Consider the following 13,971-nt stretch of genomic DNA (forward strand, 5'->3'; position numbering starts at 1 on the left):
AGTGACACGCTGATCAAGGGGTTTACGCCGACTCGGCGTAAACCCCTTGATCATGCGGGGCGGGTTGGCGGTATCGTCCGGGGCGATGTTCACCGGAACCGCGGTCTTCGACCTGCTGCTGCCGGGCGACTCACGGTCGCTCAAGGCCAAGAGATCATATGTACGGCCGATCGTGGCGGCGCTGCGCCGCTTCGAGGTGTCGGCCGCCGAGGTGGGTGCGCTCGACCTGCATGGTCGAGCGCAGCTGGCGGTGGCCGTGGTGGCCGCCGAGACGGCGCACGTCCGCGAGGTGCTCGACTCCTGTGAGCGCCTGGTGGCCAATCGCCCCGAGGTCGAGTTGCTGTCGGTTCGACGCCGGCTCTACGGCGTGGACGACGACTGACCATGGTGCCGGCTGTGCCGGGCGACCGGAGCGGCCCCGAAGGTAGTGTTCGAGATGTTGGCCGGTCGGCCGGCGGCCTGCGGGCCGCCGGTTCGGCCGGAAGCAGGACGCCGTGGAGGTGGCGAGATGTCTGATCCGGCCAAGGTACGCCGGCACGCGGAACGGGTGCGTGAGCTGGTCGCGTCGGTGGTGCGGAGCCAGATCAAGGACCCGCGGCTCGGGATGATCACCATCACTGATGCCCGGATTACCGCTGACCTGCGTGACGCGACGGTCTTCTACACGGTGCTCGGTGACTCGGTGGCCCAGGCGGACACCGCGGCGGCGCTGGAGAGCGCCAAGGGGCTGCTGCGCAGCACCGTCGGCAAGGCCCTCGGGCTGCGCCACTCGCCAACCCTCACGTTCGTCCTCGACGACGTGCAGGACCAGGTCAAGCACATCGACGACCTGCTCGCCGCCGCCCGCAACGCCGACGCCGAGGTGCAGCGGCTCGCCGCCCAGGCGAAGTACGCGGGCGAGGCCCAGCCGTACCGGGTGGACGACGAGACCGATGAGGCCGACGAGACGGACGAGGCCGACGAGGCCACCGACGTCAAGGAGACCCCGCGGGGTGGGGAAACGCGGTGACCAGCACCGCCAGCGCCCCGTTCGCCGGGGCAGCAGGGCTCGGCCCCGCCGAGGCGGACTGGGCCGCGGCCGAGGCGTTGGTGCGGGCTCTCCCGCAGACCGCCCGGGTGCTCCTGATCTGCCACATCAATCCGGACGGCGACGCGTTGGGCAGCATGCTCGGCTTCGGTCTGGGCCTGCGGCAGTTCGGCGTACACGACGTGCAGGCGACCTTTCCCGGGCCGCCGGAGCTGCCGGAACCGTTCCGGGGGCTGCCCGGGCTGGACCTGCTGGTCCCGGCGGACGCCGCCGACCCGGTGCCCGATCTGGTGATCTGCTTCGACGCGGCGAGCGAGTCACGTCTCGGCGAGTTGGCCGGGCGGTTGTCGTCGGCAGGTGCGGCGCTGGTGCTCGACCACCACGCCTCCAACCCCGGTTTCGGCACTGTCAACCTGGTCGACCCGGGTGCGGCGGCCACGTCGGTCGTGGCCGAACAACTGTTGGCCCGGCTCGGGGTGGTGGTGGATCCGGCCATCGCCGAGTGCCTCTACGTGGCGCTGACCACTGACACCGGCTCGTTCCGGTTCGAGGCCACCACTCCGGAGGTGCATCAGATGGCCGCCCGATTGCTGGCGACCGGCATCTCGCCGGGTGACATCTCCCGGCGGGTCTTCGACACCCGGCCCTTCGGCGCGGTCCGCCTCTTCGGTGAGGTGCTCGGCCGGGCTCGACTGGAGCCGGCCGCCGCCGGAGGTCGGGGTCTGGTCTGGACCTTCGCCACCCTCGATGACCTGGCCCGGCACGACCAGCGGCCGTACGTGCTGGAGGCTCTGATCGACTCCGTGCGCTGCACCGCCGAGGCGGATGTGAGCTGTGTGGTGAAGCAGACCAGGCCCGCCGAGTGGGCGGTGTCGATGCGTAGCAAGGGCGCGGTGGATGTCAGCCGGGTCGCGGTAGCGCTGGGCGGTGGTGGGCACACGTTCGCGGCCGGGTTCACCGGTCGGGGCACTGTCGAGCAGGTGGTCGAGTCGATCCGCGGTCAGCTGGACGCGGCGCTGATCGGCTGACGCGCCCTTCGGTCGCCATCGTTCCGGCGGTCCGGAAGATCAGGGTCAGCTCCGGGGAGTGTTGGTCTTCCCGCGTTCCGTGATACCGGGAAGAATTGCGGGATGGAGCAGCCGCACGACCTCACCGTGGAGGCCCCCCGCGCCTGGGACCGGCCCGCCGTCTCCGTTCCCGTCCTCGTCTGTCTGTCGCTCGTCGGTGGCCGGTTCGCTTCCTTCTCCACCGAGGCGAATCTGTTCACCCTCGGGACGGGCGGGGTGCTGATCTGGCTCGGTCTGAGCAACCGGGTGCCCCGTCGGCCGGCGCCGCGCCGGCTGGGCCCGGGGGCGGCCTGGTGGGCGGTGCCGGTGGTGGTCTTCGGGGTCTTCGAGGGCGTGACCTTCGTGCTGGCTGCCGGCGACGACTTCCCCACCTTCTCCCGGTTGGCCGATCCTCTCCTGGAGGATCAACTGACCCGGTCGGCGGTCTGGTTCGCCTGGTTGTCCGCCTTCTGGGGGCTGGTGCGGCGATGATGCGCGCGCTCGCGATCGGCGGCTTCCTCGCCGCGCTGATCCTCTTCGCGGTGGTCGAGTGGATGGCCCGGCGGGAGGGGTCACGGATCCCCACCCTGGGCGAGGTCTGTGCCTACGTGATGCGCTACGAGGTCGGTCCGGTGCCGGTGGGCCGGATCGGTCTGTTCGGGTTCTGGTGGTGGCTGGGCTGGCACTTCCTGGCTCGCTGAGCTGGGCTGCCGACCGTCCAAATGGCGGGAACCGTAAGCAGTATGTGGACCTGAACGATAACTTGGGAGAAGGCCGGTGCCGCGTAGCGGTGCAGGTCATGGGCGGTGGTGCCACACCCCGTGCCGCCTCCCTCCAGGGTCGGATCGACCCGGGCTCACGCTGCCCAGTCGGCTGCTCCGGTAACCCCGGACCGCCGTGGGGCCTCAGCAGGACCGCCCGTGAGGGCCGCCGCGTGCCGGCGGCTCACGCCCTGGGAAGAGGAGCGCCACCATGCCGAACAAGCCCAAGCCGGAGACCACCACCGACGACGCCCGCGAGCAGGCCCGCCGCGCGCTGCAGACGTCGATGGACACCCGTCAATGATCCGACCCCTCCGACGGTGATCCCTCAGATCGGTGCGGTCGGGAGGTTCGGCCAGTTCCTGGTTCGCCTTTGGAGCTGAATCGTCTGCGACATCACGACATCGTCTGCGACATCACGACATCGTCTGCGACATCACGACGTGATTCGTCTACGACATCAGCTCCAAAGCGTCCGACCCGACAAGCCGACGCCCCGACTGCCCGCCGGCAGGTGCTGCACGGGGGCCTGGGACGAGCCGGAGGGGCCACCCGTCGACGGGCGCCACCGGCGAAGGTAAGTAGTCGGTGGGATTGCGATCCTTACCGCAGCCGTGCCAGGATCGGCGGCGATGAACCACGCCACCCCCGCTCACCGACCCGCCTCGCCCCGGCGGATCGCCGCGCTCGCGCTGCCGGCCCTCGTGGTGCTCGCCGCCGAGCCGCTCTACGTGCTGGTCGACACCGCGGTGGTCGGTCACCTCGGCCGGGTGCCGCTCGCCGCGCTCGCGGTCGGCGGCACTGTCATGACGCTCACCGCCTGGGTGGGCACCGTGGTCGCCTACGGCACCACCGGCCGCGCGGCCCGCCGCTTCGGCGCGGGTGACCGGGCCGCCGCGGTCGCCGAGGGCGTCCAGTCGTCCTGGTTGGCGTTCGGTGTCGGTCTGCTGATCGCGGTCGGCATGCAGGTCGGCGGTGGCGCGCTCGCGCGTACCCTCGTCGGTGGTGGTGGCGAGGTCGCCGACGCCGCCGCCCAGTGGTTGCGGATCGCGGCCCTCGGCGCTCCCGGCCTGCTCCTCGCCGCCGCCGGCAACGGCTGGCTGCGCGGCGTGCAGGACACTCGCCGTCCCCTGTTCTTCGTGCTCGGCCCCAACCTGCTCTCCGCGCTGCTCTGCCCGCTGCTGGTCTACCCCGGCGGGCTGGGTCTGGTCGGTTCGGCCGTGGCGAACGTCGTCGCGCAGACGCTCTGCGGGGTGCTCTTCGCCGCCGCCCTGGTCGGCGAGCGGGTGTCGCTGCGACCCCAACCCCGCGTGATCCGCCAACAACTGGTGCTCAGCCGCGACCTGCTGATCCGTGGGCTGGCGTTCCAGGCGAGCTTCCTGTCCGCGACCGCCGTCGCCGCCCGCTTCGGCGCCGCCGCCGTCGGCGCCCACCAGATCGCCCTGCAACTCTGGTTCTTCACCGCGCTGGTGCTCGACGCCCTCGCCATCGCCGCGCAGTCCCTGGTCGGTGCCGCGCTCGGCGCCGGCGACGATTCGGGTGCACGGGCGCTCGCCCGGCGGGTCGGGCTGCTCGGCGGCGTCTGCGGCGTGGGCTTCGCGCTGCTCGTCGCCGCCGGCGCGGACGTGGTGCCGTCGTGGTTCAGCTCCGACCAAGGGGTACGCGAGCAGGCCATGGTGGCCTGGCCGTGGTTCGTCGTCATGCTGCCGCTGGCCGGGGTGGTGTTCGCCCTCGACGGGGTGCTGATCGGCGCCGGCGACGTGCGTTACCTGCGCAACCTCACCATCGTGGCGGCGCTCGGTGGCTTCCTCCCGGCCATCTGGCTGGCGTACGCGCTCAACCTCGGGCTGGGCGGCATCTGGGCCGGGCTCACAGTGTTCGTGGTGATCCGGCTGGTCGCCCTACTGCTGCGACTGCGCAACGGCAGGTGGGCGGTGACCGGCGCGGTCCGCTGACCGGTCGCCGGAGCCCGCCGGTCAGCAGCGCGTGGTGGTCGGCGCGGGCGCGTCGAGGTCGAAGATGGTGCCCGGGTCGCCCGCGGGTATCCGGTCCTGGTGCACGTCGGCCACCCAGAACTGCTCCTGCACCCAGCCCTCACGGAGTTGGGCGCAGTCCGCGTTCCAGGTCACGGCCTCCGCCGAGCTGACCCAGAGGCCCCGGGCGGAGGTCGGCACGTCGTCCGGGTGCGGCACCTGCCACACAACCTGGTCGCGTAGCGCCACCACTGTCGCGCCGGCGGGCGCCCGCAGGTCCACGTCGAACGGGTACGCCCAGACGAACTCCGTGGAGACCTCCAGCAGTCGGACGCCGTTCTGCATGGTGGCCCGGTAACTGACCCGGCCGTCGGCGCGGACGCCGAACTCCCACTCCGACGGTGACGCCATCCTCGTGGCGTACCGCAAGAAGCTGCCGTTGGTGAAGTCTCCCCGGAGCCGTTCGCGAGCGTCCGGGGCGAGCAGCGCGAGGAACGGCTCCGGATCCCCGGAGAACATCGAGATGTCGACCCGGCTCTCGATCAGTGCCTTGCGCACCGACTCCAGCGCGGTCCGCACCTGGGCCGCGGTGAACGGCCCGGTGCTCTTGGCCGCAGGCATCCGCACGGCCTCCTCGGCTGGCGCGAAGGAGGCCGCCGGCGACCCGGCGAACAGATCCCGTGCTTCGCCGACCCTGCTCACCGGCGGGGTCGGGGTCGGTGTGGGGCTCGCCGAGGCGGACGTACGGACACCATCGGCGACCCGACCGACCAACACCACCCCGCCGACGACCATCAGCAGTGCCATCACCAGCCCGAGGCCGAGCAGCAGGGCCCCGTTGTGCCGGGCCGAGAAGAAACGGACCCGGTCCCACCCGGTGGGCTGGTGCTCGGTCTGCGATGACCGTAGCCAATCCGGTAGCTGCACCGGGTTGACCTGCGCCACCGCGGCGGGCGGCGGTGGCGGGTCGACCGGGTCCGTCGGTGTGGGCTCGCTCGACGACGTGCTGTCCATGGTTCCCCCGTCAGTTTTCGCCGCTGGTGGCCGGCGCGAGCAGATAGTAGGCGCCGGTCACCAGGGCGGCCCCGAGGGCGGCGGCCACATCTGGCAGGCTTGGCCGACGTGAGCACCGATGGTCTGATCGTGGTCGACAAGCCCGGCGGCATGACGTCGCACGACGTGGTGGCGCGCATCCGCCGACTGGCGAAGACCCGGCGGGTCGGGCACGGCGGCACCCTCGACCCGATGGCGACCGGCGTGCTGGTGATCGGCGTCGGACGGGCCACCCGGCTGCTGACCTACGTGATCGGCGCGGGCAAGAGCTATGCCGGCACCATCCGGCTCGGCCAGACCACAGTCACCGACGACGCCGAGGGCGACGTCACCGCCACCGTGCCGGCCGGGCAGGTCACCGACGACGCGATCCGGTCGGTGCTGGCCGGGCTGAGCGGCGAGGTCGACCAGGTGCCGAGCGCGGTCAGCGCCATCAAGATCGACGGGCAGCGGGCGTACAAGCGGGTGCGCGACGGGGAGAGCGTCGAGCTGCCGGCGCGGCGGGTCACCATCTCCCGGTTGGAGGTGCTGGCGATCCGCCGCACCGAGCCGGACGTGGTCGACGTGGACGTGGACGTGACCTGCTCCTCCGGCACGTACATCCGGGCCATCGCCCGGGACGCCGGCCTGGCGCTCGGCGTCGGCGGGCACCTCACGGCGCTGCGGCGTACCGCGGTGGGTGGCTTCACCCTCGCCGAGGCGGCGACGCTCGACGAGTTGGAGCAGCGCGCCCCGGACGTGGTGAACCTGCCACTGGACGCGGCGGCCGACCGGTTCTTCGCGCGCCGGGTGGCCACGCCGGACGAGGCCCGGGTGCTCGCCCACGGGGGGCCACTGGACCCGGCTGGCCTCACCGGGCCGTACGCCGTCTTCGGGCCGGCCGGCGGCCTGATCGCTATCGTCAGCGAGCGGGACGGGCGGGCCCGCGCGGAGATCGTGCTCGCACCGGCCTGACAGCGCAGCGCAGGTCCGCCGGCCCGCAGCCGGCGGTGTCGACCCGCCGGCCGGCGGGACAGCAGAGAGGAACGGCATGCAGCGGTGGCGGGGCTACGACGCGGCGCCCGGCGGGTGGGGACGCTCGGTGGTCACCATCGGCGTCTTCGACGGCGTGCACAAGGGGCACCAGGCGACGATCGGGCACGCCGTGGCCCGGGCCCGCGAGTTGGGCGTGCAGTCGGTGGTGGTCACCTTCGACCCGCACCCGGCCGAGGTGGTGCGCCCCGGTTCGCATCCGGCGGTGCTCACCGAGCCGGCCCGTAAGGCCGAACTGATCGAGGCGCTCGGCGTGGACGTGCTCTGCGTGGTCCCGTTCACCCCCGAGTTCTCCCGGGTGCCGGCCGAGCAGTTCGTGCACGACGTCCTTGTCGAGCACCTGCACGCGGCGTTGGTGGTGGTCGGCAGCAACTTCCGCTTCGGGCACCGGGCCGCCGGCGACGTGGCGTTGTTGGAACGGCTGGGTCAGACGTTCGGCTTCGCCGTGGAGGGCGCCCCGCTGGTCGCCGAGGCCGGCACCGTCTTCTCCTCCACGTACATCCGGTCCTGCGTCGACGCGGGTGACGTCGGCGCGGCGGCCGCCGCGCTGGGCCGCCCACACCGGGTGGAGGGCGTCGTGGTCCGCGGCGACCAGCGGGGCCGGGAGCTGGGCTTCCCCACCGCCAACCTGCTCTGCCACCGGTACGCGGCGGTGCCCGCCGACGGCGTGTACGCGGCCCGGCTGATCCGCCGCGGTCAGCACGAGCCGCTGCTGGCGGCGGTGTCCGTGGGCACCAACCCGACCTTCTCCGGCCGGGAGCGGCGGGTGGAGGCGTACGCGCTGGACTTCTCCGGCGACCTGTACGGCGAGCGGCTCGCCCTGGACTTCGTGGCGCACCTGCGTGGTCAGATCCGGTACGACTCGATCGAGCCGTTGATCGCCCAGATGAATCAGGACGTCGAGCGCACCCGACGCGTACTGGGCTGATCGTGGAGAGGTGGCGGGCCGCCACCGAGGCCCTTCGCCGGGTGTTACCGGCGAGTGCTGGTAGTCTTGCCGGGACGTCGGGTGACCGGCGTGGGGCCTCGCGTGCCTGCTCGACGCCGCGGGTGCGAGGTACCGGTCCGTTCCCGGTCCATCGGGACGACGGACACCCACTTGATCAACCCATCGAAACAGGGAGAACATGGCGCTCGATCAGGAAGCCAAGGCCAGCATCCGCGCGGAGTACGCGACCGCCGAGGGCGACACCGGTTCGCCGGAGGTCCAGGTCGCGGTCCTCACCAAGCGGATCGCCGAGCTGACCGAGCACCTGAAGGTGCACAAGCACGACCACCACAGCCGCCGTGGGCTGCTGCTGCTGGTCGGCCGGCGCCGTCGGTTGCTCAACTACGTCCAGAAGAAGGACATTGCCCGCTACCGGTCGCTCATCGAGCGGCTCGGTCTGCGCCGGTGACGTGACGGGGGAGTGGCCGGACGGCCGCTCCCCCGTACCGCGTCCCACCTGAAGAAACACGGGCCGCGCGACCACCCGAGAGGGAGCCGGTCAGCGTACCGGTCTCCGGTAGTGGCCCCCGGGAACCCCGGCATCATGCCGGCCACCCGGGCGCTTCGATCGAAGACCGGCCGGCTGAGCAGCTCCCCGATGTCGTGGGCCCACGACGCGAAGGAGCACGACAGCACATGACCGAGACCAAACTCGGCACCGAATCCCGCACCGCCGTGATCGACAACGGGTCCTTCGGCACCCGCGAGATCACCTTCTCCACCGGTCGGCTGGCTCGCCAGGCCGCCGGTTCCGTCATCGCCCAGCTGGGCGAGACGGTCGTTCTCTCCGCCACGACCGCCGGTAAGCACCCGAAGGAGCAGTTCGACTTCTTCCCGCTGACCGTCGACGTCGAGGAGCGGATGTACGCCGCGGGCCGCATCCCCGGCTCGTTCTTCCGCCGTGAGGGTCGGCCCAGCGAGGACGCGATCCTCACCTGCCGGCTGATCGACCGGCCGCTGCGCCCGTCCTTCGTCAAGGGCCTGCGCAACGAGGTCCAGGTCGTCGAGACCATCCTCGCGCTCGACCCGCAGCACCCGTACGACGTCGTGGCGATCAACGCCGCCTCGATGTCGACCAAGCTCTCCGGCCTGCCGTTCTCCGGCCCGATCGGGGCGACCCGCGTCGCCCACATCGACGGCCAGTGGGTCGCCTTCCCGACCCTGGAGGAGCTGGCTCGCGCCACCTTCGACATGGTCGTGGCCGGCCGCACGCTCGAGGACGGCGACGTCGCGATCATGATGGTCGAGGCCGAGGCCACCCCGAACGCCGTCGCCCTCATCTCGGCCGGTGCCACCGCACCGACCGAGGAGGTCGTCGCCAGCGGCCTGGAGGCCGCGAAGCCGGCGATCCGTGAGCTGTGCCGCGCGCAGAGCGAGCTGGCCGAGGTCGCCGCGAAGCCGGTCACCGAGTTCCCGGTCTTCCTGGACTACCAGGACGACATCTACGACGCCGTGTCCGAGCTGGCCCGCGCCGACGTGGCCGAGGCGATCACCATCGCCGGCAAGGCCGACCGCGAGGAGGCCCTGGACCGGGTCAAGGCCCGGGTCGCCGAGGAGCTGGGCGCACGGTTCGAGGGTCGCGAGAAGGAGCTCAGCGCTGCCTTCCGGTCGCTGACCAAGTCCGAGGTGCGCAACCGCGTGCTGCGCGAGCAGGTCCGCATGGACGGGCGTGGCCCGCGCGACATCCGGGCGCTGACCGCCGAGGTCGGCGTGCTGCCCCGGGTGCACGGTTCGGCGTTGTTCGAGCGGGGCGAGACCCAGATCCTGGGCGTCACCACGCTGAACATGCTCCGCATGGAGCAGATGGTGGACACGCTGTCCCCCGAGAACCGCAAGCGCTACATGCACAACTACAACTTCCCGCCGTACTCGACCGGTGAGACCGGCCGGGTCGGCTCGCCGAAGCGTCGCGAGATCGGCCACGGCGCCCTCGCCGAGCGCGCGCTGATCCCGGTGCTGCCGTCGCGCGAGGAGTTCCCGTACGCCATCCGGCAGGTGTCGGAGGCGCTCGGCTCCAACGGCTCCACCTCGATGGGTTCGGTCTGCGCCTCGACGCTGGGTCTGCTCTCCGCTGGTGTCCCGCTGAAGGCGCCGGTCGCCGGCATCGCGATGGGGCTCATCTCCGACGAGGTGGACGGCAAGACCCAGTACGTGACGCTGACCGACATCCTCGGTGCCGAGGACGCGTTCGGTGACATGGACTTCAAGGTCGCCGGCACGCCGGAGTTCGTCACCGCGCTCCAGCTCGACACCAAGCTCAACGGCATCCCGTCGGACGTGCTGGCCGCCGCGTTGCAGCAGGCGAACGAGGCCCGGCAGGTCATCCTCGGGGTCATGAAGGCGGCGATCGAGGCTCCGGCCGAGATGTCCGACTACGCGCCGCGGGTCACCACCGTCAAGATCCCGGTGGACAAGATCGGCATGGTGATCGGCCCGAAGGGGCAGACCATCAACGCGATCCAGGACGAGACCGGCGCCGAGATCTCCATCGAGGACGACGGCACGATCTACGTCGGCGCCACCAACGGCCCGTCGGCCCAGGCGGCCGTCGACCGGATCAACGGCATCGCCAACCCGACGCTGCCGAAGCAGGGCGAGCGGTTCCTCGGCACGGTGGTGAAGACCGCCGCGTTCGGCGCGTTCATCTCGCTCCTGCCGGGCCGTGACGGCCTGCTGCACATCTCCAAGGTGGGCGACGGCAAGCGGGTCGAGCGTGTTGAGGACTTCCTCAACGTCGGTGACCGGGTCGAGGTCGAGATCGCGGACATCGACGCCCGCGGCAAGATCTACCTCGACAAGGTCCGCCCGGAGGGCACCGAGGCTCCGGCCGCCGGTGAGGCCGCCGCTGGCGACCGGCCGGCTGGTCGGGACCGTGGCGACCGGGCTCCGCGTGACCGCGGCGACCGTGAGCGTGGCGGCGACCGTGGCGGGCGTGGCCCGGAGCGCGGCGGCGAGGGCGGCAACGGCGGCGGCGGCGAGGGTGGCGAGGGCGGCGAGCGTCCGCGCCGTCGGACCCGGCACAGCTGACCGTCGTACAACGCATCACCCACCCCTCGTCGAACCGGGAGCAAGTCGTGAGTCGGGCCATCAGCGCGCCGTTTCCACCGGATCGACGGGGGGTGGCCCCTTCTCGGGACACCGGGGCGGGCCGCTCCGGCGGCACCGCCCGCGCGGTGACCCGGACGCTCAGCGACGACCCGCTGGGCGGCACGGTACGTCGTACCGTGCTGCCCAGCGGCCTGCGCGTCCTCACCGAGGCGATTCCGGCGATGCGCAGCGTCTCGTTCGGCATCTGGGTGGCGGTCGGCTCGCGTGACGAGACCGGCCCGCAGGCCGGCGCCGCGCACTTCCTCGAGCACCTGCTCTTCAAGGGCACGCACAAGCGCACCGCACTGGAGATCTCCTCGCAGATCGAGGCGGTGGGTGGCGAGACCAACGCCTTCACCACGAAGGAATACACCTGCTACTACGCCCGCGTGCTGGACGAGGACCTGCCGCTGGCGATCGACGTGATGTGCGACCTGGTCGCCGACTCGCTGTTGGAGCCGGCCGACGTCGAGACCGAGCGTGGCGTGATCCTGGAGGAGATCGCCATGCACGACGACGAGCCGGGTGACGAGGTGCACGACCTCTTCGTCCAGGCCGTCTACGGCGATCACCCGCTGGGCCGGCTGATCTCCGGCACCGCGGAGACCGTCACCCCGATGGCCCGGCGGCAGATCCAGAGCTTCTACCGGGGTCGCTACACCGCGCCGCAGATCGTCATCGCCGCCGCCGGCAACCTCGACCATGCCGCGGTGGTCAAGCTGGTCCGTCAGGCCGTGCGCGGTACCCCGCTGGACAGCGACCCGGCCAGCCCGGCGCCGCACCGCGCGGCGACCCCGGCGGTACGCACCAAGCCGGCGACCACCCTGGTGGAGCCGAAGGAGACCGAGCAGGCACACGTCATCCTCGGCTGCCCCGGCATCGACCGGCTCGACGATCGGCGGTTCGCCCTCGGGGTGCTCAACAACGTGCTCGGCGGCGGCATGTCCAGCCGACTGTTCCAGGAGATCCGCGAGCAGCGCGGCCTCGCGTACTCGGTCTACTCCTACGCCAGCCAGTACGCCGACACCGGCCTGTTCGCCGTCTACGCCGGCTGCGCGCCGGGCAAGGTGGACGAGGTGCTGGCCCTGACCCGCGCCGAGCTGGCCCGGGTGGCCGCCGACGGGTTGACCGAGGCCGAGGTGGCCCGGGGCAAGGGGATGAGCAAGGGCTCGTTCGTGCTCGGCCTGGAGGACACCGGTTCGCGGATGAGCCGGCTGGCCAAGGGTGAGCTGCTCTACGGCGACCTGATGCCGGTCGACGAGCTGCTCCGCCGGGTCGACGAGGTCACCGTGGAGGACGTGAACGTCCTCGCCGCCGAACTGCTCAGCCGGCCGATGTCGCTGGCCGTGGTGGGCCCGTTCGGCGCCGGCGACTTCACGGTCTGAGGTCTGCGGCCCGGCTCGGCCGAGGCACCCCGGTCGGGCGTCCCGGCCGGTGGAGCACAGCGGATCCGGCCGGAAGGGCCCGTCCCGATTGGGATAGGTTGTGCCCCGTGACTGACGAGCAGGGAAAGACCCCGGCCCAGCAGCTGCGGGTCGGCGTGTTTGGTGCGCGCGGCCGGATGGGCATCGAGGTCTGCAAGGCGGTCGACGCCGCCGACGATCTCGCCCTGACCGCGGCGGTCGACCAGGGCGACAGCCGCTCCTCCGTCTCCACGGCCGAGGTGGTCGTCGACTTCACCACGCCGGACGTCGTCATGGACAACCTTCAGTGGTGCATCGAGCAGGGCATCAGCGCGGTGGTCGGCACGACCGGCTTCACCGAGCAGCGGCTGGAGCAGGTGCGTGGCTGGCTGGCCGACAAGCCCGAAGTTGGTGTGGTCATCGCTCCGAACTTCGGCATCGGCGCGGTGCTGATGATGCAGTTCGCCGCGCGGGCTGCCCGACACTTCGAGTCCGTCGAGATCATCGAGCAGCACCACCCGCGCAAGCTGGACGCCCCGAGTGGCACCGCCACCCACACCGCCCGGCAGATCGCCCAGGCCCGCGCCGAGGCCGGCCTCGGCCCGGTCCCGGACGCCACCAAGGACGAGGTGCCGGGTGCGCGCGGCGCCGACATCGAGGGGGTACGCGTCCACGCGGTGCGCGCCACCGGCCTGGTCGCCCACCAGGAGGTGCTGTTCGGTGGCACCGGCGAGACGCTGACCATTCGGCACGACTCGTACGACCGGGTGTCGTTCATGCCGGGTGTGCTGCTGGCCGTCCGCGCGGTGCGCAACCGCCCCGGCCTCACCGTCGGCCTGGACGCCCTGCTCGACTGACCGGGCCGCTCGTCCGCTCCTCCACGTCGCGGCACCGTAGATCTTGGACAGTTTTCGTTCCCAGGGCGGGCTGACGAAGGTGTCCAAGATCCGCAGGCCGGGTAGCATCCGTCGGATGATCAGTGCAGGGCACCTGGACCGGCGCGGGCGGCGAGTCACGCTCCGGCCTGTCGACGACGACAACTGGCGGGCGGTGGCCGACGTCGCCCCGCGAGACGACCAACGCCGTTTCGTGGCCGCGCTGGGCGCGCGCTATCTGCTGCTGAGCACCCGCTCCGAGGTGTGGAACTCCCTCGCCGTGTACGCCGACGAGACCGTCGTCGGCCACGTCATGTGGGGCGTGGACGACGACGGTTCGCACTGGATCGGCGGAATGCTGGTCGACGCCGCCGAGCAGGGCCAGGGCGTCGGCAGGGCCACCGTGCAGACGCTGGCCCCCTGGCTGGCGGCCAAGGCCGGCAACCCCCCGGTCCGCCTGTCGTACCACCCCGACAACACCCAGGCTGCCGCCCTCTACGAGTCCCTGGGCTTCCACCCCACGGGTGCGATCGACGACGAAGAGCTGATCGCCGAACTCACCCCCTGACCCCCGCGATCTAGCACTTCCTGTCGCGACATAGGAAACATCTCACCCATAACGGCAACCGAAACTGCAAGATCGCCGGGGCGTCCGGCCGGGCCGGCGGCGATCATGGAGTTGTGGTGTCTCTTCTACACATCTCCGAGCCCACGAGACGCGTAGTA

14 protein-coding genes are annotated in these 13,971 nt (G+C 71.6%); 13 read left to right on the plus strand and 1 reads right to left on the minus strand.

Going from position 1 to position 13,971, the window contains the following annotated elements; all coding sequences use genetic code 11:
- Nucleotides 1–85: 85 nt before the first annotated feature.
- The 6 genes from DLJ58_RS13865 (at nt 86) to DLJ58_RS13890 (ending at nt 4,789) form a co-directional block, all read left to right on the plus strand.
- A complete protein-coding gene (locus tag DLJ58_RS13865; RefSeq protein WP_091400377.1) occupies nt 86–382 on the plus strand; it encodes a DUF503 domain-containing protein in 297 nt (98 codons plus the stop codon).
- 126 nt (nt 383–508) lie between these two features.
- Nucleotides 509–1,009 carry a 30S ribosome-binding factor RbfA gene (gene rbfA / locus DLJ58_RS13870; protein ID WP_112624086.1) on the plus strand — a complete coding sequence of 167 codons (501 nt, stop codon included), beginning with the start codon at nt 509–511 and terminating at the stop codon, nt 1,007–1,009.
- A complete protein-coding gene (locus DLJ58_RS13875; protein WP_124856478.1) occupies nt 1,006–2,055 on the plus strand; it encodes a DHH family phosphoesterase in 1,050 nt (349 codons plus the stop codon). Before rbfA ends, DLJ58_RS13875 begins: the two co-directional genes overlap by 4 nt.
- 102 nt (nt 2,056–2,157) lie before the next feature.
- Nucleotides 2,158–2,565: a hypothetical protein gene (locus DLJ58_RS13880; RefSeq protein ID WP_124856480.1), complete on the plus strand. Its 408-nt coding sequence runs from the start codon at nt 2,158–2,160 to the stop codon at nt 2,563–2,565.
- Nucleotides 2,565–2,774, plus strand: a complete 210-nt coding sequence (locus DLJ58_RS13885; RefSeq protein ID WP_208741081.1) for a DUF6186 family protein — start codon at nt 2,565–2,567, stop codon at nt 2,772–2,774. The genes DLJ58_RS13880 and DLJ58_RS13885 overlap by 1 nt, the downstream gene beginning before the upstream one ends.
- A 692-nt stretch (nt 2,775–3,466) precedes the next feature.
- On the plus strand, nt 3,467–4,789 hold the full coding sequence (locus DLJ58_RS13890) for an MATE family efflux transporter (protein WP_124856484.1): 1,323 nt from the start codon (nt 3,467–3,469) through the stop codon (nt 4,787–4,789).
- A gap of 21 nt (nt 4,790–4,810) precedes the next feature.
- On the opposite strand, the gene DLJ58_RS13895 is transcribed toward DLJ58_RS13890, so the two are convergent.
- Nucleotides 4,811–5,821 (minus strand): hypothetical protein, encoded by a 1,011-nt coding sequence (locus DLJ58_RS13895; RefSeq protein WP_124856486.1) that lies wholly within the window; start codon nt 5,819–5,821, stop codon nt 4,811–4,813.
- A 108-nt stretch (nt 5,822–5,929) separates the two neighbouring features.
- Between DLJ58_RS13895 and truB the strand changes: the two genes are divergently transcribed.
- The 7 genes from truB to DLJ58_RS13930 all read left to right on the plus strand — a co-directional run bounded on the left by truB (nt 5,930) and on the right by DLJ58_RS13930 (nt 13,813).
- Nucleotides 5,930–6,814 (plus strand): tRNA pseudouridine(55) synthase TruB, encoded by an 885-nt coding sequence (truB, locus tag DLJ58_RS13900; RefSeq protein WP_124856488.1) that lies wholly within the window; start codon nt 5,930–5,932, stop codon nt 6,812–6,814.
- A 76-nt stretch (nt 6,815–6,890) separates the two neighbouring features.
- Nucleotides 6,891–7,820, plus strand: coding sequence for a bifunctional riboflavin kinase/FAD synthetase (locus tag DLJ58_RS13905; protein ID WP_124856490.1), 930 nt, complete (start codon nt 6,891–6,893; stop codon nt 7,818–7,820).
- 199 nt (nt 7,821–8,019) lie between these two features.
- Nucleotides 8,020–8,289, plus strand: a complete 270-nt coding sequence (rpsO, locus tag DLJ58_RS13910) for a 30S ribosomal protein S15 (protein ID WP_030337594.1) — start codon at nt 8,020–8,022, stop codon at nt 8,287–8,289.
- A 227-nt stretch (nt 8,290–8,516) separates the two neighbouring features.
- A complete protein-coding gene (locus DLJ58_RS13915; protein WP_124856492.1) occupies nt 8,517–10,907 on the plus strand; it encodes a polyribonucleotide nucleotidyltransferase in 2,391 nt (796 codons plus the stop codon).
- Between the two features lie 47 nt (nt 10,908–10,954).
- On the plus strand, nt 10,955–12,352 hold the full coding sequence (locus DLJ58_RS13920; RefSeq protein WP_124856494.1) for a M16 family metallopeptidase: 1,398 nt from the start codon (nt 10,955–10,957) through the stop codon (nt 12,350–12,352).
- Between the two features lie 107 nt (nt 12,353–12,459).
- A complete protein-coding gene (gene dapB, locus DLJ58_RS13925) occupies nt 12,460–13,227 on the plus strand; it encodes a 4-hydroxy-tetrahydrodipicolinate reductase (protein ID WP_124856496.1) in 768 nt (255 codons plus the stop codon).
- Between the two features lie 115 nt (nt 13,228–13,342).
- Entirely contained in the window at nt 13,343–13,813 is a 471-nt protein-coding gene (locus DLJ58_RS13930; protein WP_124856498.1) for a GNAT family N-acetyltransferase, read from the plus strand.
- The last annotated feature ends 158 nt before the right edge of the window (nt 13,814–13,971 follow it).

This window comes from Micromonospora arida, from assembly GCF_003857035.1.
GTDB lineage: Bacteria > Actinomycetota > Actinomycetes > Mycobacteriales > Micromonosporaceae > Micromonospora > Micromonospora arida.

Coding starts and splice junctions, on each gene's coding strand:
- rbfA (WP_112624086.1), top strand. CDS start 509: ATGTCTGATCCGGCCAAGGTACGCCGGCACGCGGAACGGGTGCGTGAG.
- DLJ58_RS13915 (WP_124856492.1), top strand. CDS start 8,517: ATGACCGAGACCAAACTCGGCACCGAATCCCGCACCGCCGTGATCGAC.
- DLJ58_RS13895 (WP_124856486.1), bottom strand. CDS start 5,821: ATGGACAGCACGTCGTCGAGCGAGCCCACACCGACGGACCCGGTCGAC.
- DLJ58_RS13890 (WP_124856484.1), top strand. CDS start 3,467: ATGAACCACGCCACCCCCGCTCACCGACCCGCCTCGCCCCGGCGGATC.
- DLJ58_RS13865 (WP_091400377.1), top strand. CDS start 86: ATGTTCACCGGAACCGCGGTCTTCGACCTGCTGCTGCCGGGCGACTCA.
- DLJ58_RS13930 (WP_124856498.1), top strand. CDS start 13,343: ATGATCAGTGCAGGGCACCTGGACCGGCGCGGGCGGCGAGTCACGCTC.
- DLJ58_RS13885 (WP_208741081.1), top strand. CDS start 2,565: ATGCGCGCGCTCGCGATCGGCGGCTTCCTCGCCGCGCTGATCCTCTTC.
- rpsO (WP_030337594.1), top strand. CDS start 8,020: ATGGCGCTCGATCAGGAAGCCAAGGCCAGCATCCGCGCGGAGTACGCG.
- DLJ58_RS13905 (WP_124856490.1), top strand. CDS start 6,891: ATGCAGCGGTGGCGGGGCTACGACGCGGCGCCCGGCGGGTGGGGACGC.
- DLJ58_RS13880 (WP_124856480.1), top strand. CDS start 2,158: ATGGAGCAGCCGCACGACCTCACCGTGGAGGCCCCCCGCGCCTGGGAC.